At 38.8% G+C, this 19,389-nt stretch carries 17 protein-coding genes; all 17 read right to left on the reverse strand.

Features of this window, described 5'->3' with window-relative positions; genetic code table 11:
- Nucleotides 1-33: 33 nt before the first annotated feature.
- Nucleotides 34-1,263 (reverse strand): MFS transporter, encoded by a 1,230-nt coding sequence (locus BK575_RS18825; protein ID WP_078414862.1) that lies wholly within the window; start codon nucleotides 1,261-1,263, stop codon nucleotides 34-36.
- Nucleotides 1,264-2,017: 754 nt separating this feature from the next.
- Nucleotides 2,018-3,271, reverse strand: a complete 1,254-nt coding sequence (hisD, locus tag BK575_RS18830; RefSeq protein WP_078412618.1) for a histidinol dehydrogenase — start codon at nucleotides 3,269-3,271, stop codon at nucleotides 2,018-2,020.
- Between the two features lie 75 nt (nucleotides 3,272-3,346).
- Nucleotides 3,347-4,588 carry an ester cyclase gene (locus tag BK575_RS18835; RefSeq protein WP_078412620.1) on the reverse strand — a complete coding sequence of 414 codons (1,242 nt, stop codon included), beginning with the start codon at nucleotides 4,586-4,588 and terminating at the stop codon, nucleotides 3,347-3,349.
- Nucleotides 4,589-4,877: 289 nt separating this feature from the next.
- A complete protein-coding gene (locus BK575_RS18840) occupies nucleotides 4,878-5,762 on the reverse strand; it encodes a carbohydrate ABC transporter permease (RefSeq protein WP_078412622.1) in 885 nt (294 codons plus the stop codon).
- Nucleotides 5,762-6,640, reverse strand: a complete 879-nt coding sequence (locus BK575_RS18845; protein WP_078412624.1) for a carbohydrate ABC transporter permease — start codon at nucleotides 6,638-6,640, stop codon at nucleotides 5,762-5,764. The genes BK575_RS18840 and BK575_RS18845 overlap by 1 nt, the downstream gene beginning before the upstream one ends.
- Nucleotides 6,641-6,821: 181 nt before the next feature.
- Nucleotides 6,822-8,060 (reverse strand): ABC transporter substrate-binding protein, encoded by a 1,239-nt coding sequence (locus BK575_RS18850; protein WP_235867416.1) that lies wholly within the window; start codon nucleotides 8,058-8,060, stop codon nucleotides 6,822-6,824.
- A gap of 37 nt (nucleotides 8,061-8,097) precedes the next feature.
- The gene (locus BK575_RS28765; protein WP_169907896.1) at nucleotides 8,098-8,295 is read right to left on the reverse strand and encodes a hypothetical protein; all 198 of its coding nucleotides are present in this window, start codon (nucleotides 8,293-8,295) and stop codon (nucleotides 8,098-8,100) included.
- A 542-nt stretch (nucleotides 8,296-8,837) separates the two neighbouring features.
- On the reverse strand, nucleotides 8,838-10,202 hold the full coding sequence (locus tag BK575_RS18855) for an amidase (protein ID WP_169907898.1): 1,365 nt from the start codon (nucleotides 10,200-10,202) through the stop codon (nucleotides 8,838-8,840).
- A 518-nt stretch (nucleotides 10,203-10,720) separates the two neighbouring features.
- Entirely contained in the window at nucleotides 10,721-11,740 is a 1,020-nt protein-coding gene (locus tag BK575_RS18860) for a MupG family TIM beta-alpha barrel fold protein (protein ID WP_078412642.1), read from the reverse strand.
- Nucleotides 11,737-13,098, reverse strand: a complete 1,362-nt coding sequence (locus BK575_RS18865) for a PTS transporter subunit EIIC (protein ID WP_078412644.1) — start codon at nucleotides 13,096-13,098, stop codon at nucleotides 11,737-11,739. Before BK575_RS18865 ends, BK575_RS18860 begins: the two co-directional genes overlap by 4 nt.
- Nucleotides 13,099-13,210: 112 nt before the next feature.
- The gene (locus BK575_RS18870; RefSeq protein ID WP_078412646.1) at nucleotides 13,211-14,065 is read right to left on the reverse strand and encodes a MurR/RpiR family transcriptional regulator; all 855 of its coding nucleotides are present in this window, start codon (nucleotides 14,063-14,065) and stop codon (nucleotides 13,211-13,213) included.
- A 12-nt stretch (nucleotides 14,066-14,077) separates the two neighbouring features.
- On the reverse strand, nucleotides 14,078-14,986 hold the full coding sequence (murQ, locus tag BK575_RS18875) for an N-acetylmuramic acid 6-phosphate etherase (RefSeq protein ID WP_078412648.1): 909 nt from the start codon (nucleotides 14,984-14,986) through the stop codon (nucleotides 14,078-14,080).
- A gap of 302 nt (nucleotides 14,987-15,288) precedes the next feature.
- Nucleotides 15,289-15,576 carry a hypothetical protein gene (locus tag BK575_RS18880; protein ID WP_078412650.1) on the reverse strand — a complete coding sequence of 96 codons (288 nt, stop codon included), beginning with the start codon at nucleotides 15,574-15,576 and terminating at the stop codon, nucleotides 15,289-15,291.
- 206 nt (nucleotides 15,577-15,782) lie between these two features.
- Entirely contained in the window at nucleotides 15,783-16,649 is an 867-nt protein-coding gene (locus BK575_RS18885; RefSeq protein ID WP_078412652.1) for a DMT family transporter, read from the reverse strand.
- Entirely contained in the window at nucleotides 16,646-17,992 is a 1,347-nt protein-coding gene (locus BK575_RS18890; RefSeq protein ID WP_235867417.1) for an opine metallophore biosynthesis dehydrogenase, read from the reverse strand. The genes BK575_RS18885 and BK575_RS18890 overlap by 4 nt, the downstream gene beginning before the upstream one ends.
- Nucleotides 17,993-18,058: 66 nt before the next feature.
- The gene (locus BK575_RS18895; RefSeq protein WP_078412654.1) at nucleotides 18,059-18,856 is read right to left on the reverse strand and encodes a nicotianamine synthase family protein; all 798 of its coding nucleotides are present in this window, start codon (nucleotides 18,854-18,856) and stop codon (nucleotides 18,059-18,061) included.
- Between the two features lie 414 nt (nucleotides 18,857-19,270).
- The gene (locus BK575_RS28170; RefSeq protein ID WP_407984386.1) at nucleotides 19,271-19,357 is read right to left on the reverse strand and encodes a putative holin-like toxin; all 87 of its coding nucleotides are present in this window, start codon (nucleotides 19,355-19,357) and stop codon (nucleotides 19,271-19,273) included.
- Nucleotides 19,358-19,389: the final 32 nt, after the last annotated feature.

A 19,389-nucleotide genomic window follows, 5' to 3' on the forward strand; every position in this document is an offset into this window, starting at 1 on the left:
ATTTACTTTAAATTTAAAAATATAGAAATAAAGTTAATTTTTTCCGAACATAACTTCCTTCATAACTTCTTTATCGTTACTTTCTTCATTAGGAAAGCCCTCTTTTGCAGGTTTAATAGAAAATTTAATAATTATAGCAGACATAATAGATAAAGCTCCGATAATAAGAAAGCCTGTTGTTCTTGAAAACGCTTCAATTATAATCCCTATAAGGACTGGACCCAAAAACATTCCGGCAGAATATAAACTTTGGAACAGTCCCATTCTCGTAGATTGTTTAATCTCAGGTATATTTTCAACAGCCCAGGAAGTAAAAACTGTAAAACTTAAACCGTACCCAAAACCTTGAATTGCTTGTAAAAGAAAAAGCATCGTTAAATTTTCAGCATAAGGAATTAAGATAACAATAATTCCTTGTAAAAGCACCCCAAAAATCGCTGTATTCACCATACCAAGCTTTTTATAAAAAAGCACTCCACATAATGCTGCTGCTAACCCATATATAATCAGGTGTGTGTTTGCTAACATCCCAATCATTAGAGGATTTGCACCTAAATCTGTTGCAATTAAAGGAGTAAACGTATCCCTTGTCCCAATTGTAACCATGAGTGTAATTGTTGCCAAAAGAGAAATGACCCATATTTTTTTATCTGCCATTTGCTCCACAAGTATTTTCTTATCGTATTTTACTTTGATATCTTTAACACTTAAATCTTTCGTAAAAAAGGTTAAAATAAGCGCAATAAGGGCAGCGATAACAGCTACTAAAAAACTATACCGATAGCCATAGCTATTGGCCACTAATCCACCAATTGTTGTTCCAAGTATGGAGCCAAGCGGCGATGCAACACCTAATATAGCTACAGCTTTCGCAGCTTCTCTTACACCAAAATAAGAGGCAAACATAACGTTGTAAATGACCCATGTAGAACCAGTTAACCCGTCTGAAATTTTCCCAAGATATAATGTTGTGGCATTCGGTACCAAGAAGGCTAGCGTCCACATTACCATAGTAATAAGCAACCCGATTTGGATAAATAATCTTCGTTTATGCAACATATCTGAACATACTCCCAATGGAAGTCGGGTAAACAAAGCAACAATTCCTGAAATTCCGATGATACTGCCAATTACGACTGAATCAAATCCAAGATCTTTAGCATAAGAGGAGATAAACGGATCAAATGCCGTAATGGTGACAAAGAACAACAAGCTGATAATAAAGAATAAAATGATCTCTTTTCGATTATTAATTTGACTCACATATTCCACCCTTTCATTCCCACCTCTTCCGTCTTTAATGGCCAGAAAGGTGATAATATGGGTAATTCACCCAATGAAATCACTTTCATTTTTTCTAACAACATTTAAATGGCTGATGCCCAAAAGGAAACTTCCATCAGTGGAGATTTTCCTTCATCCTCCACTGATGGTTAGCTAGGCCCGCACGATGTCAGTCTGTGTTCTCTTATGTCTTGTAGTCTTCCTCTTACATCAACAGCCCATTCGTTATAAGATATACCTTGATTACATGTCATTCTTTCTACACGGAGTAAAAACGAAAACACGGATAATATACTCTAAGATATTTTTTGAAGGATAAAACCCTAATTTTCTATGCTAGGGATATTTTACTCCATAAACCTTCGTTTTGGGTATAGATTCATAGACCAAAATAAATGTTTTTTCGAATAATTCTCTTAACGTATAAAATCCGCGTTTTGATGCCAATTGCCCTACAGTAAATGTCAGCACTCGGAATGTAGCAAATAGGTTAACAAGCATCCCTAATTAAAAATTATAAGAGTGTGCCATAGTGGTTTAGAAATAAGATTTTCACTTGCTTTTGCACCAATGACAAATAAATTAAGAGACTTCAGCTTTTTTGCCATATGATAGGTGTTTGTTCAGCTTATCATATTTAACCTAACTGGAATTATATCTTTGAATGCGGATTCATAAATTTCTATAAAGTACAGTATCCTTACAAAAAACAGCCAAATCCCATCTTTATGCCTTATGTTAATCTAACTGTTGCAGATAATTTATGACCTTCCAGTCCTTCAATTTCTGATTGATCTTCCGCATGAGATGCTAGAAATTGAACTCCCTGGCCTGTAATCTCCTGATGTGTCAAAACCTTTACATAACTGCCTACCCATAGTCCACCCGTATACCTTGCGGCTTTTTGAGTTGGTAGTGTATGATTGGTTCCAGAGACTTTGTCAGAGAAAACAACAGAACTGTCTTGACCAATGAACAATGAACCATAATTATAAAGTTTATCCATCAATTCGTAGCTATTTTTAATGTGCAAGTGCAGATGTTCAATAGCATAATCGTTGCAAATATCCAGTCCTTCTTGTAACGAATCTGCGTAAATAACTTCTCCTCTTTTTTCCCATGATTCGTGTGCAGGAGAAGAAGGTGAGAAAGACTTCAAGAAACTTTCCACTTCTTGTATAGTATCCTCGGCAACCGTACGAGATGTTGTAACAAGAATGGCACGTGCGTACGGATCATGTTCTGCTTGAGCAAGTAAATCAGCAGCAATTTTCCTTGGCGATGCCGAATCATCTGCAAAGATCATTACCTCACTCGGTCCAGCAATGAGATCAATACCTACTTTTCCAAATACTTGACGTTTTGCTTCTGCTACAAACCGGTTTCCTGGTCCCGCAATAACATCTACTTCAGGAATGGATTCAGTTCCATATGCCATTGCAGCAATTGCCTGCGCACCTCCAATAGCAAAAATATCTGTAGCACCTGAACGAATCAATCCATATAAAACGGCTGGATGGATACCGCCTTCATAATTGGCAGGGCTGCAGGCAACAATTTGTTTCGCTCCGGCTACCTTGGCTGGAGCAACGACCATAGGCCCTGATGATAATAAGGGAAATCTTCCTCCCGGTACATAAGCACCTATCTTTTCAATTGGTATGATTCTGTGGCCCATTGTAATACCTTCGCCAAAATCTTTTTCAAACGGAGATAAACAATTTAACTGTGCTTTAGCAAACTCGGATACTCTGTCTACGACACGATCGATCAGCACTTTTACCTCTTCAGGAAGTGTTCTCATGCAATGTTCAATTTCTTCTTCACTAATCCGCACCGGACGATCAGAATTACCGAATTTTTTTTCGTATTCCTGTACGGCAGCATCACCGTCTGCTTTTACAGTTGCAATAATAGACTTTACCGTCTGTTCTACTTCATTTGAAGAAGTCTGTTCAACTACTTCTGCTTTCTTCATGTAATCCATCTTATTTCCTCCTAAAATCATATATCATATTATTTAGTAAAGAGACGGCTGCATCACAGCCGCTCATCTTCTTAATCATGAAACGCCAGTAAAATTCCCATCTTCACTTACAGCCTTACCATCCTGTTCTAATTCGTGCTCATCAGGCAAATGTATTTGGCGCAGCACTTCCATTCCATCAAATAACAGCCATTCTTCTGAAATTTTTTCATTGCGAATTTTATAATGACTGATTCCAGCGATATCAATGGCTTTTCCGCTAGGAGCGCCAAAGTATCCTGATCCCTCGTGTATTCCTTGAAGTCTCCAGCGGACGGCTACATCCCAGTCACTGTCAGATCCGCGTCTATTACAAGTTACCCGTTCAAGAATCACCTTCGCATTCGGAACAGAGGCAAAGAGACTAATAAACATTCCTTGAATCTCATTTATCCCAATAACATCCTTGTTGCAAACATAATGGACGACCGCGTTTTCCTCATAAAATTCCCGAACAAAATTAAAGGAACGGCGAGCCCAAATTCGATTGAATACAAGCTGCATAAACTCCCCTATTTCAAATTCATCAGAAGACGGAATAAAGATTTTTGGAGGAAGCCCGGTTTCTGCCGTCTCTTTAAAACCAAATTGAATAGAAGGCGCAAGCTTCTGCGTGCTTTTAGCCATCTTCTTAGCGACCTCGACCGGATCCAGCCCGAGCTGCTGGACAAGATGATAAGTATCCATCACGAGCCACTCTTCATATATTTTATTATTTAAAATCATACAATCAGCGCTTGTTCTGAACATCACTTTTTTTCCAGTAGCTGGACCATATAAACTGTCCCCCAGATTGGTTGCAACTGAACGCCCTCGATGAGAAGTGAAAAAGCCTGATTCATCATCCCCGGACCAAATTACACTCCATCCCAACCCTTTCCGATCGGGAAAAGCATGCAATGTTTGCAGCGTACCCGAAATGACTTCGTTAACCCCATGACTATTAATCAACCCTTTATGAACAGTAATACTGGTGCTATACGTATCGTAAATAAGTCCGATGTCTTTCTCCTTCCAAATCTGACGCGTAATTTTGACAATGTAATCAACGATATTATTGTATTCAGGGCTAAATCCATTCATCCTTTGTTTCTTTTGACTCGTTTCTTCTATATTAATGTAGTCATAATCATCTTTTGTATCGAGCATATTAACATCGTCAGCATCAGCATAGAAAATAAAGTTTGTTGATTTTTGATCCAATTTAGTCATTTTTTTGGAATCTGCCTTTTTTTCTTTCACAATTACTTCAGCTGAATCGGTTTTTGTTTCTAGCATAATAACCATCCTTTTTCGTATAGAGTCATTATTTTTATAAAATTTTATCTAGTTAGTGAATCAGTGACTAGTCCCCCTTTATAAAACATATCCTTTTGTTTGAATGCGCATTCAATTTGTGATAAAGATTTATGATGCTTATCGCATCATAAATTTCAAAACTGATTTTGGGAAGAAAAATCATAATGAATACGTATTCTTTATATTTAATATTTTACTTACAAAATATTATTCTGTCAATATTAAATATTCTAAATATTTTTCATATAAGTCACAAATGATAAAGATCTTACTTCACACCGCCGGAAGTCATGCCGAGAATGAACTGTTTGCGCACGAGCAACATAAAGATTACAGTTGGAAGAACAAATATAACTCCAGCTGCTGCCATTTCATTCCATAAAACCCCTTCTTCCCCATTAAAGAACGACAATGCTACAGGCAAGGTAACCGCTTCCCGCTGAGTTAACACAAGTGAGAACATGAATTCATTCCAGGTAATGACAAAACAAAAAACAGTTGCAGTAATGATACCAGGCTTTGCAAGTGGTAGAAGAATATGCCACAGTACTTGGAACTTATTAGCACCGTCAATCGCAGCTGCTTCTTCCATATCAATTGGAATTCGATCAATGAACCCCTTTGTCAACCAAATGGCATAAGGAATCGTGTGACCAAGGTTAACGATAATTAATGCAAGCGTTGTATCTAAAATTCCCCAGTCACGAAACATGGTGAAAAAGGGAATCACGTTCACGATTAGCGGGATGAACTGAGTAGCCAATATTGCAAACATGAATAGTTGTTTGCCTGGCATTTGAAAACGCGAAAGACTATAAGAAGCTAAAATACTAACTGGAATAGTAATAAGAAGCGTTACTATAACAACAATTAAACTATTTGAATAGTATTTGCCTAAATTAAAGGCTGATCCAAAGACCGCTCTAAAATTATCTAACGTTGCTTGAAAAAAGATACTGGTGGTATAGACTTCGGCTTCTGGTTTAAAGGCTGTTAAAACTATCCAAAAAATCGGAAGAAACAAGAATATGACAACAAGAATGACACATAGAGCTTCTAAAACTGACGTGATTTTTTTAGAGCTGTTTTTTTTAGAGGTGATTTGTTTAGAGTTAATTTTTTTCTTTTCGGTTAATGTCGCTGTCTGACTCATTAGTTCCAATCATCTCCCTTCACCAATCTTCTCATATAAATAACAACAAACACGATTGTGATAAGAGCTAAAATGTAGCCCAATGCAGAGGAATAACCCATATCGAAATAGCGGAATCCTGTTTTATAAATGAAAAAGTTTAACACTTCCGTTGAATCTCCAGGTCCTCCACGCGTCATCGTAACAACTGGATCAAACGCCTTGAGTGTGAACATCGTCATCAAAATAGAGGCGATGAGGATAATTGGCTTTAGCATCGGTAGAGTAATATGGAACAGTGTTTTTAAAGGAGTCGCTCCATCCATTTTAGCTGCTTCAAACACCTCGCCTGGCATACCCATAAGTCCACTTATAAACATCAGACTCATAAAAGGCAGCCAAATCCAAACCACAACAGAGATGAGGGCCATCATAGCGGTAGTGCTAGTTCCCAGCCATACAACATCAGAAAGTGGCGGAATGAGGAAGCCTATGATTTTGTCAAACAATCCATAATCTGAATTTAACATAAATCTCCAGGAAAACCCGATAAGTGCCGGACTCATTGCAAATGGAATGATAAGTACAGCGCGTAAGTAAGAAAGATATTTTTTATCCTTACTTAATAAAAGAGCTACAATAATACTTAATGTTAATGTGAGTACCACTGTACTAGTGGCAAAAATCAGCGTCACCCCTACGCTGTGCCAAAACTGTGAATCTGAAAAAGCACGGATATAATTATCTAGTCCAATAAAAGGACCCATTTCAGCAGACGTTTTTAAATCCCATTCATGTAAACTGATCCAGAATGACCTCATTAAAGGATAAAAGGTCGTGGCAGCAATAAGAATAAAAGCCGGGGCTAATAATACATATTTAAAGAGCTTTTGGTTCATTTTAGCTTCCCCCTACCATGTTCAGAGCAAAATACGATCCTTTTAACAGACAAAATGGTTAATTAAGATCGATTGGTTCATCGGCATTACCTTGTTAGTATTTTTTTTCATATCCTATATGCCTTGGGAGAAAAATTTAACTTTCTTCCCAAGGCAGTAAGGCAAAATCAATACTTGCTAATTACTCGTAGTAACCAGCTTTGTCTAAGAGCTTCTCTACTCGTTTAGCTGCATCATTTAATGCTGGTTCTACAGGCTCACCTGTAGCCATCTTTGAAATAGCTCCACTAATAATATCCGCTATGCGAGGCCACTCTTTAATGTTTGGCAGAGTTTTTGCATTTTCAAAGTTATCAGCCGCTACATTATAAAAACCATCTGTCAATTCATTTAACTCTTCGTTTCTCAAGTTCTCTGTTTGCGTGATAACAGTTGACTGCTCAGCTGATGGACTCTCTTTTTTCACTGTTTTTAGAACAATGTCAAGCTCTTCCTCAGGCTCCGCAATCCATTTAAGTACTTCCCAAGCCGCATCTTTATTTTTTGATCCTTTCATCATCGCCAGAGGGAATGTAGCTACGTTCGCCTGGCTTCCTTTTCCCTCCCATCCAGGTACAGAGGCGAATTGAACATTTCCAGCAACATCTTCTGCAGAAGCTTCTTTATCATTAAACTCAGAGTATACCCACCACCAGCCAAGCCACATGGCTGCTTTTCCTTGCTTAAAGAAAGTTCTGGAGTCTTGTTCGCCAAACGTGACAGAGCCAGGTGGTGCTACTTTGTCTGTTACAAGAAAATCTAAATAGCGTTGCGTAGCTTCAATTCCTTCTGGGCTGTTAAAAATAGGCTTCATTTCATCATCAAAAATATCGCCGCCGTTGCTCCACAAGTAAGAAGCCCATATAGGCAAATTCTGCCCATTATTTCCTGCTCCGTAATAAGGAACGATACCATAAAGGTCGGTTTTATTCGTAATTTCTTTACTAACTGTCTCAAGCTCTTCCCAAGTTGTCGGGACAGATAGACCTAACTTGTCAAAAATATCTTTTCGATAAAATAGCATTTGTACGTGTCCCCTAACAGGCAGACTGTAAAGTTTATCATCAAATGTTGATAGATCCAGTAAAGCCGATGGCCAGCGATCAGTATTGAAATGATCACGCTTTACATATTCATCGAGCGGCTCCAAAAACGGTGTAATAGAAGGACCCATTGTATCAAGGTGCACAACCAAATCATAAGCACCGCCAGATGCAATACCGTCAGAAGTGATGTCTTCTAATAGATTTTCATATGGTGTTTCAATAAACTCGACTTTAATTCCTGTCTTTTTTGTAAACGCCTCACTTCTCGCTTTCCATGCATTGAACTGACCAACACCTCCAGCTGACAATAGTACTTTGACCGTCTTTCCTTCCAAGCCCCCATCTTCTGAGGTACTACCTGACTTAGAACTGCTACAGCCAGCGATTAACAGAGACAATATTAACACCAACACCGTGATCAAACGAAAGGAATTTCTTTTTTTCATCATCATGCTCCTCACTGATATCATTTTGAATAGGGATATTGCATTTCTCAACAAACCTTTCTTGTCCTATATCTGCAACTACCATTTGAAAGAGCATTATATCTTTCCAAGAAAGCGCATTCATTTAATTGCATCCGCATTCAATTGAATGCGGATGCAATACATCATAAAGATTTCTGTTGCCATTACAATTATTCATTTCAAAACTTATGTTGAGAAGATAAATCATAGTAAATACGTATTCCTTATAACTACTAACTGAAGTGTGTAAAATCATTCCATCCGTACTAACTATTCGAGCAATTTATACTTTCGTCTGTCTTAACAACCATTCTTTTTTACCATCACGCCCCTTATGAATAAGATTTTAAATAAGTGTGTTGCATTTTCAAAAAACTAATAAGATTCTGCTGTTGTATATCTGCAGCTACCACTTGTGAGATCATCAACCCCTTTATGAATCCGCATTCAATTCATCATAAAGGTTTCTAACATTTATTACATTATTCATTTCAAATCTTATATTGAGAAGATAAATCATAGTGAATACGTATTCCTTATAGCCACTATCTTAACAGCACATAAAATTTCTGTCAATAATAAATATTCTAATAATTTAGATTCCTCATGTTTCTTAACAATAGTTTAATTGAATTTATTAATTGCCTATTGCACTTTAAGGTGCCTCTTTGAGTAAAAACTTGTTAAAGCATATTGCTCATATGCATATCCGGCACGAAATAAGAGGTCTTCTCTATAGTGATCTGCGATTAACTGCAATCCAAGCGGAACTCCATGTTCTGTAAGGCCTAAAGGCACTGATAACGTCGGATGTCCTGTGATGTTAAAAAGACTGGTGAAACGAACCATACAATCACCTAGGGATTCAGTTTGTTCCTCAATTGTTACTTCTTCTGTCTGTACATCAGCTGTGACAGTAGGTGTTGTCGGGGTGATCATTACATCAACTTCCAAAAAGATTTCTGATACCCTACGAGTCCATTCCTCTCGTTTTTGCAAGGCGTTTATATACTCAAAAGCAGAAATAAGCCGACTTTTTTCAAATGTTTTTTGTGCCCTTTCACTGTAAAGATGAATAGCAGACTGAATACGTTCTTTGTGAACAACCCCAACTTCAGAGGTCCCGAGTGTTCTCGCAAGACTAACTACATCTGTTAAAAAAGACGTGTCTACTTCTACTATGACAGCTCCTAAATCGGTCATATACTGAATGGCTTTTTCATACATTCTCTTAACTTCATTATCCATATTTTCATTGAAATAATGTGTCGGCAGACCGATTCGCATACCTGCCAGTTCATTCAAACAGGCCTTAGTATAAGAGATACCTGTAAGGACCTCCATTATGATCGCTGTATCCTCAATATTACCTGCAATCGGTCCTGCGTGATCAAGAGTCCATGATAAAGGCGTCATCCCCTTCATGCTAACTAAGTTGTAAGTAGGTTTTAGGCCTACAACACCACAACAAGCTGCCGGTACACGAATTGATCCAGCAGTATCTGTGCCAATAGAACCTAAGCAGAGATTTGCTGCTACAGCAGCTGCTGAACCACCACTCGATCCACCAGCAGTCTTATTTCGATTCCACGGGTTAACGATATCACCAAAATAAGGATTCTCGGAGGTGATGCCAAATGCATATTCATACATATTATTTTTGCCGAGTAAAATGCTGCCCTCTTGCTCAAGCCTTGTAACAACTTCAGCATTTTCACTTGGGATCCGCTTCTCATCAATTATTGAGCCGCTGGTTGTTAAGACACCCTTCGTATCAATTGAATCTTTATACGAAATAGGTACTCCTAACAAGCCCCTTACTTCTCCAGAGTTTATTTTTTTTTCTGCCTTTTCTGCCTGATGGAAAGCCTTTTCTTCCGTTATGGTAATATAAGAATGGATCTGCGGATCTAGCTTTTTTATTCTATCTATATACCATTTTGTTATTTCCGTAGGAGAAAATCGTTTATTTTTGTATCCCTCCATCAGTTCTTTTATCGTGAAAATCATTTTACATCCTCCTTTAGTTAATTTCAGTTCTAGAATCATTGTTTATTTTATCATCGTGTAAAAAAGTTGTATATCACTTTTTTGAAAACGCATTCAAAATAGTCTATACTACTTTTTATATTTTCAGTGAAAGCTAGTTAAGGTTCGATTTACATATGAAGCTAATTTGAAGGTTAATGGATAAATTCCTTTTGATTTTGGTCAAGCTCCTCCAGCCTTTTTTCACCTTATGCATGACTTCAAAGCCACTTAACAGCTAACCCATAGCTTCGTTGTTCTTATGAAATGGAGCTCCTAATCAATCATTTATTATAAAGAAAGTTTTCATCAGTGGGGGTTTTCGTTCATCCCCACCCAGGCCTCTTTGCTTCCTCTCAGCTTTGTGGTGGCGGCCATACTGCCTGTTAGAACGGGATAAACAAAAAACCTGTATAGATAAGCTTTCTATACAGGTTACGCAGGTATTCCTTGTTCTAAAGTGACCAAGCACTCGTTTTTTCCTTGTATTCTGAGAGCGGCTATTGTCTCACACTCTTAAATTCCAATCTCTGACCAGGCTGAATAAGCGACAGAAGCTGCACATCCTCTGGAATGACCTGGCCGATGACATTGACCCGTTCGTCAGCTGGAAGATCCCTTAAAGCGATTTGCACTTCACCGCGATAACGCCCGTAAAGGTCATTGTCCATCGTAATTGTTCCATGCAGACGTTCAACCGTGTTGCTCGGCGCTACAGACTCCGTGCTTCTTGTATCCATTAAACGGAGCACATCTGGTGCAAAATCGGGACGAGGACGATACTCTCCTTCTTGCAAGATAGAGGATTGAATGCGGATTGGAAGAATCTTATCCGCATCATATTTGACCAATTGCTCCAAAAGCCCCTCTCCAGGGTCGGGATCACCGATATACACATCTGTCATACCGTAACGATACAGTTCAACTGCCGCTGCAAAGGAATCTATATCACGGTGGCATTCCAGAGTCGGAAGGCCGGCAAAAATGGGTCCCCTTTTCTCTCCTCTTCCCGGGACATATGCACAGACTGGAATATTAAAACGCTTGAATAAAGCTGTTTGATCAAGAAAAAAAAGCTCATCCAACCCGGTTTCACAACGCGGGTAAAAATTATGCCATGCGATTATCCTTTCGCAATCAATGCCGCTGGCAAGCAGCCTTTTCAAATCGTCTTCTAAAATAATACTTGCGTTAAGGGCAATGTGAAATTGTTTTGACAAGTTAATAATCATATCGTAATCAAAAAAGTCATCCAGCCGAACTCCCACAACACCTAGAGAAGTTAAGTCTTCCAATTTTTCAATACCTAAATGCCCCGGGGTCTTCATCGAAACATCTGCGTACACTTCCACTCCATGATGCTTTGCCGTTTCCAGCAATTTTTTGGCACAGCTTGCCAGGTCGCCTGTTTCTTCAGGAATGTGAAGCGAGGTAAATGCCCGCTTCACACCTTTTAGGCTCGCTTCAATAATTCGTTGTTCAGCCAGAGGATCATTTAAATAAAAGGAGATTCCGATCATTCAAATTCACCCGCCATCTCATCTTTAAACCCAAATAAATACGTAAAGATAAACCCTGCTATATACGCAATCAGTAAACCCGCCAAGTATAAAAGAATTTGCTGGGTATGAACAAGGAAGGTCAACGGCAATCCGGAAACACCAACCGCAACCGTGGCGATTTTAAAGTAAGCTTGAAACGCACCGCCGATTCCTGCTCCGAGGCATGCCGTTAAAAACGGGCGGCCAAGAGGCAGGGTAACACCGAAAATTAGCGGTTCGCCAATTCCAAGCAGTCCTGAAGGAAGTGCACCGCCAATGGCTCGTTTTAAACGTGCTTTCTTCGTTTTCATGTAAATGGCAAATGCTGCACCAACTTGGCCCGCACCGCCCATTGCTAAAATCGGAAGAAGCGGATCGTCACCGATTGAGTTGATCAATTCAAGATGAACCGGAGTTAAACCTTGGTGCAGCCCCGTTACAACAAGAGGCAGGAAAGCTGCCCCCAATACAAAGCCTGCCACGACGCCTCCCAAATCTAAAATGGACAGCAAACCTTTTGTAATTCCATCTGAAATAAATCCGCCGATTGGCATAAATACAAGATAAGTGACAACCCCTGTAATGAGTAAAGCGATCGTTGGCGTAATGATAATATCAAGTGACTGCGGTACAAAACGGCGAACACGCTTTTCCACCATCGCGATGAAAATAGCCGCAAATAAGACGCCGATTAGACCGCCTCGTCCCGGCAATAATTCTTCACCAAAAAGGCTTATGCCGGCAACAGCCGGGTTAATAATCAAAATACCAGCCAATCCACCTAAAGCTGGAGAACCGCCAAACTCCTTCGCAGCATTGATTCCGACTAAAATGCCAAGATAGGCAAACAAGCCTCCGCCAATAACCGTTAAGATGGTGGCAAGTTGTGATTCTGCCGGCAGCCAACCCGCTTGAACAACCGCCTTTGTAATCCCCGTAATCAACCCTGACGCAACAAGAGCAGGAATAAGCGGGATAAAGATACTTGCAATTTGGCGCAAAAATAACTTAAATGGAGTGGCATTCTTTGCTTTTAACTCTGATTTTTTCTGTGCAGCAAGCTCTTCTAAATTAACGTCCCCTGAAGCCTGTAATAATTGGTCAAACTCTTCTGACACTTTATTCACTTTGCCTGGTCCCAGGATGATTTGTAACGTCTCTTCTTCAACCAGCCCTAAAACGCCGTCAATCTTTTTGATTGCTTGTTTATTAACCATGTTCCCATCTTTCGGTGTTACACGCAGACGGGTCATACAATGCGTATAAGCTGCAATGTTTTGCGCCCCGCCAAGCTGTTCTAATATTTTTTTGGCTAAAATATGATTTTCCCCAGACATTTCAGTTCCCCCTCTTTTCTATTTAAAGTTTGAAAATAATACGGTTTGAAAACGCTTTTAGAAAATGCTATAGGAAGCCCGGCTCACCTGGATAGCCGCATACGTTTGCGGGTTACTTGCTTTCTTTTAAGAACTGTATCGCTTCCCTCGTCTTGTCTATATAAGCAACCGTCTCCTCATAGTGTTTCGTTGCCATGCATAAGAACAAAATATCAATGACATAGAGCTGGGCAAGACGGGAAGACGTAGCCGCGCTTCGAAACGGCGCTTCAGTTGAATAAGACGTATAAAGACGAATATCTGCTAAGGAAGACACGGTAGATTGCCCGTATTTCGTTAAAGAGATAGTCTTTACACCGCGTTCTTTTGCCAATGAAAGGACCTTGATCACTTCCGGTGTTTCTCCTGAAAAGGAAATACCGAATACTACATCATCTTGATTGGCATTCGCAATTAATGTCGCTGCAAGATGAGCATCTGTAAAAGCGGTTGAACCTTTATTGATCCGAAGAAACTTTTGCTGGGCATCCATCGCAATAATATGTGAAGCGCCTATTCCGAACAGATGCACATTATTTGCTTTAAGGATGGCTGTTACAGCACGCTCAAGCTCCTCGTAATTGATGATTTCGGCCGTATCGCTCAAGCTCTGAATACTGTTGCTCGTTGTCTTTTGGACAATGGATTGTATTGATTCATCAGGCTCTATATCCCGATACCCCTGTTCGGCAGGTTTCACCAAATCTCCGGCAACCCTTACTTTCAATTCCTGGAACCCTTTTACCCCGAGTGATTTACAAAGCCGAATGACTGCTGCACTGCTGGCATTGGCTAATGCCCCTAACTCTCCTGCGGTGCTGTTTACGACGTCATGCGGATGTTTTAAAATGTACTCTGCAATTTTCCTCTCAGATGTGGGAAGCTGCGGAAGCATATTTTTGATCATATTTAATCCACCTGTTGCCATCCTTCTTCTCCTTTACTTTTTACTAAGTTCAACTGCTTTCCTTACATATCCATTTGCCTGCTCAAGGAGTTCCTTAGCGGCTTCGTATCCCGTGTCGGCTTCCAACATCACAATGGCCGCCTTTACTTCGTTGTTTGCTGTTTCCAGCGTATCTTTTGCTTGATCATATGGGACTCCCGTGATTTTGCAGATGATGTTAATGGCGCGTTCCTTTAACTTATAGTTACTCACATGTACATCAACCATTAGATTTTCATATGCTTTCCCGAGATGAATCATCGTTGTTGTGGAAATCATATTCAAGATCATTTTGTGGGCAGTTGCTGCTTTTAGCCTTGTAGACCCTGTTAGAACTTCCGGGCCAACAACTATTTCGATGCTGTGGTCAGCAGCCTGACTGATTAAAGAATTTTTATTGCAAGACAATGCGACCGCTTTTGCCCCAACACTGCGGGCATATTGAAGCGCACCCGTTACATACGGCGTGCGGCCGCTTGCCGCTATTCCAATCACTGTATCATTCACTGTAAGATGAATGTCTTTTAAGTCTTGTGCACCAAGTTCTTCTTTATCTTCGGCACCTTCAACCGCTTTCACAAACGCCTTCTCTCCTCCAGCCATAATACCTTGAACCATATCAGGAGCCGTACTAAAAGTCGGCGGGCATTCAACTGCATCCAATACACCCAATCTTCCGCTCGTACCAGCGCCGATGTAAATGAGGCGCCCTCCATTTTTTAATGACTCATAAGCAAATTGAATGGCCACTTCCACATCTGGAAGTACTTGTTGAACAGCTAAAGCAATTTTTTGGTCTTCTTCATTCATGATTCTTAAAATTTCCGTTGTATCCGCCGTGTCTATATGCATCGTTTGATCATTACGAGATTCTGTCGTCAATAACGTAAGTTTTTGGTCCATTGATGTACCCTCCAATTATCTTGTTGTAAAAAGTTTGCTTCATTACATCCTCATTATAGATTTTTTGAAATTAAATTTCAACAATAATATTATATATTTGAAATTTAATTTTAAATATACCAAAAAATAAAACCGGCAAATCGCCCGGTTTCTTTTCATAATAAAAGTATGTAAAAAGCCCCTTTCATGAGGAGCTTTTTGATTATACAAATCATTCAATTTACGGTCTATATGATTGAGTAAAAATAAGACGCATTCTCCTGCCTTCTCATCCATTAAGGAACATGCTTGGATATTTATACTCAAGAGGTAATCACATTTTTCCTTGAAAAGTCTTGAATCATTTTCTGCAGATGTTTATGTCCTTCTCTTAACTTCAAAGATTCGTGCATGATTTTTTGAAAATCCTCCAAATCTTTATCTGAGGCACTTAACAGAGTTCTAGGAAGTCCTTCAGCCAGCTGCTGCAGTGTTAGTTCTCTCACAACCATTCCACTATCCCCTTCCTTTCGATATTCTGAGCTCTCTGTCTTTTCTACTGTCCCATCAATTTTTGTTTGATCTGATTCGGTTTGCTTCATTTTAATCAAAGTTTCCCTCCTCAGTATAGTAATTTTCCAAAGAGAAAAAATCCCCTGCTTTAAACTGATTAAAATTTAGATAATTCTAAAAATTAATTCCTTTATACTAAGTAAATGGGGGAAAGACGGCAATAAGCGGTCTCGTTTATGACCCTTCATGGATAAAGTGCCTATCATTGTATAGTTGCCTATTGTTAGGGCTGCTCTTTGTATTACTATTTCGCTAATCTCACTTTTCTCTCAATAGAGCTTTGCTTCTTCCTCGATAAAGATATGCAAGCAGTAATAATGCAAGCTCCTCCTAGAATCGTTAGCATATCAGGCACTTCTAGCCAGAATAAAAATCCCCACATGGCATTAAAGACTATTCCAATATACCGAGTTATTTCTACGACAATGACATTTTCATGGGTAAAAGCTTTCGTTAGGAATATTTGGCCCAGCAATGATACCACTCCTATACATACAAGAAAGAAAAGTTCCAATGGTGTGGGGATTACGAAATTATTCCACATAAGGGGAATTGATACGAGAGCAGCTGTCGCCAGGAAATAAAAGACAATTTCGTACGAGTGATGCTTTTTACTTAAATAGCGTATTGACGTCGCTGCACCTGCAGCAAATAACGCACTAAGAATGCCTATGAATGCATATATAGAATACGTAGAATAATTAAATGGTTTGACAAGCAAAATGGCGCCTAAAATAACAAGAGGAAGCAAAAAAAGCACTTTTTGAGACATTCTTTCCTTTAGAAATAGAGTCGAGAGAATAATGGCGAAAAAGGGTGATAAATGGGCCAGTATACTTGCATCAGCAAGCGGTATTTTAGAAATCGTATAAAAGTAGGCAAGCAGGTATAGAGCACCAAGGACACCACGGACTGCAAGCATAGGAACTCCTTTTGTCGAGAATGCCACTTTACTCTGTCTCATCATAAAATAGATGATGACAGTCCCGATTATGCTTCTAAAAAACACCACTTCTGCCGAAGGGATGGACAAACTAACCGCCTTTACAAGCGCATTCATAATACTAAAAATAAGGGAAGATAAAATGGCAAGAATAACACCGTTTTTCATTTTCCCCTCCCCATTTCATTAAATATGGCATCTACGTCACTCTGTGTAGTATCAACGAAAACCTCTGGATAAAATGAGTCTTCACCCTTCTCTTTTATAAATTCATTTAATCTTCTCTCAAAGTGATTGATTAAGTCCAATGTTTGCGGCATCGGAATATCCACTTTTTGCGCTAAACCATAAATAAGTTTCATTTTTTTATAATCTTCAAAAGGAATTCTCGGAAGTACCCACTTTCCATTTTTGTCTTTATAAACTTGCTTGTAAGGAACGGAAGAGAAATCGAAGTACTTTCCGTTATCATCTGGTTTGGAGAAAGGATCAATAAGAATGGATGTGTATCTTATATATAGAAGGTACTCCTGTTGAATTTCCCCTAACTCAATAAAGTTCTCAATATCTTCACGAGAAAGCGTAATGTCATGAACAGGATAATTGTCATCATTTAAAAACTTTAGAAGGTTAAGGGGGTTGGCGCCAAAATATTGAGTGAGCGCAGAAACTTCCTTCCACAGTAAAACCATTGCTCTTATCGAGTGTTGAGTAATGGGCCCTTCTGGATAGATTTTATACATAGACTTTTTTGATCCCCCCGAGCTAAGTATTTCATTTAATGAGAATTCATTGATAAAGAAAGGTGGATGTACATAAGTTGTAATGTTCTTACTTTCAGCCTCAATCGCATTACTAACTACTGTGCATTGTATACCAAGACTTTCAATAAAACGTTTAACATCCCAAATAGCATCGCTGTTGCTTTGGCTAGAGGCAATATAGATACGCTTTTTTAAAGCTTTCGTGAAAACTGACAAGATGCTTGGATTTTTTGGTTCAAATTTTGTAGCAGCGAAATAGGTAGATAAACTGACCACGTCAATTCTGTCTTTTGAACTCTTAAGCTGACTAGTAACAAGAAGATTAGATCCAATACTTGGTGAAATTAAAATAATTGTCTTCACCTTCTTCAATGAATCTACGTTTAAAGCATTAATTACATCCCTATAACTGTCGCTCGGTGTACATATGATAATGGTTTGCCAAATATCATCGATGGCATCGTAACCTTCATAGAAGTAATCTAATTTAGCCTCCCCACAAAGGCAGCTATACTTTTCACCTTGTACCTTTGAAACGAGAAGATCATGATTCTTTTCAAGTTCTTCTCTAAGCCTAACTGTGTGAGAACCTTTTCTGTTCAGCAACCCTATATTATTACTCCACTTGCGGGAAACACTAACGGCAACATGTATGGCAGCTGGACCTGCACCGACAATCAATGTATTACCAAAAGGCAAATCACGAAATAAATTTTTACCCATACTCGAATGATTAGAACTGTTCATTTTAACATCACATTCCTTTTTTGCGCTTAATACTAGAAAACACCGATTATATGTAGTTGGGTAATATTAAATAAGTAATCTAGACTTCTCCAAAACAATGGTGTCGTAGATGTTTTTGCTTTGACTGATTTTATGTTGTTTCCACTCTGCTGATAGATCTTTCTCTAAGGGATAATTGAAAATGGACTTTAAGCCATTTCCATATCTTAAAATGACTTTAGCATTTGTGTTGATACTTTCCTTTAAACCGTCTAAGACCTCGAGCTTATTTTTGACAAGTGAAGCGATAATAATATGTGTAGCTTCTTTAACAAAAGCTAGTTCATCTAAACCTTCACTAGAAAAATCAACCATTGATTCTAACCCAGAAACTTTGGCTACCTTCTTTGCAAGATTTACTGCTTCAATATCAATATCCAAACCCATTACCTCAGCTCCTGTTTCTTTGGCGATGGTAAGTGCTGAAGTTGGAAATGCACCTGATCCAATAAAAAGCACCCTGGAATGGTTATTGATACACAACTGTTCAAGCTCCTGTTTAACGGAATTTGACAGCATGTTGATATAATCACTTATATCTAATTCATTGTTATAGGTGCAAACAGATTGATATTTCTCCATATCACATAGTGCCTTCACGGATGCTTCTCTCAATCTGTCGGAATACTCCTTTATTTCTTGATGTCCCCCCCACACACTCCATTGGTTTACGTTTTCTTCACAAGTTATAAATTGGCAAAGGTAATCTAACCTATTTCTGAGAAGCTCAAAACACTCACGACACTCTTTTGAATAGATGGTTAATTCTTGTATCTCACACTCAAGTAACTTTAGAGAAAGCAATAATTTAAATTTGTCTTTCATCTGATTCACCTCGCTTTATCTTTAATCGTAATCATTACGATTTAATGATAACAGATTACCAACTTCGGTAAACTTTGTCAATTTAATTTATGATGAATTTAGGTTATCCAGTTGGTCAATTTAAGCATGAAGGCGATTTTACAATGGATTTAGATGAAAGAAATTGAGAATCTCTTATTTTGAGGGTACATTTGATTCATGGCTATCGTCCCTCCTTATACATCTCAATTTGACAAACCAAGTTTATTTTATGAATCATTTATGGTATTATAGTAGTATAGACATGAATACACTAAAAAAGACCGCAGATGCTGCCAACATCTACGGCCATACAATAGTCGGTCCCCACGGGAATCGGCCTCATATACACAGATAGACCTTTCCTTTCGGATTTAGCGTTTCTTCAAGGGAGGTCTATTTTTTTTGGTTAAATCCCAAAATGGCGATGATAAGCATGCCGAAGCCGAGCATTAATTCGATGGCATCTTTCATTGACATCATAGACGTCACCGTCACCCCCTTTCCGCTTTTTA

Origin of the sequence: Priestia abyssalis (assembly GCF_002019595.1) — a bacterium.
GTDB classification, from domain to species: Bacteria; Bacillota; Bacilli; order Bacillales; family Bacillaceae_H; genus Bacillus_BA; species Bacillus_BA abyssalis.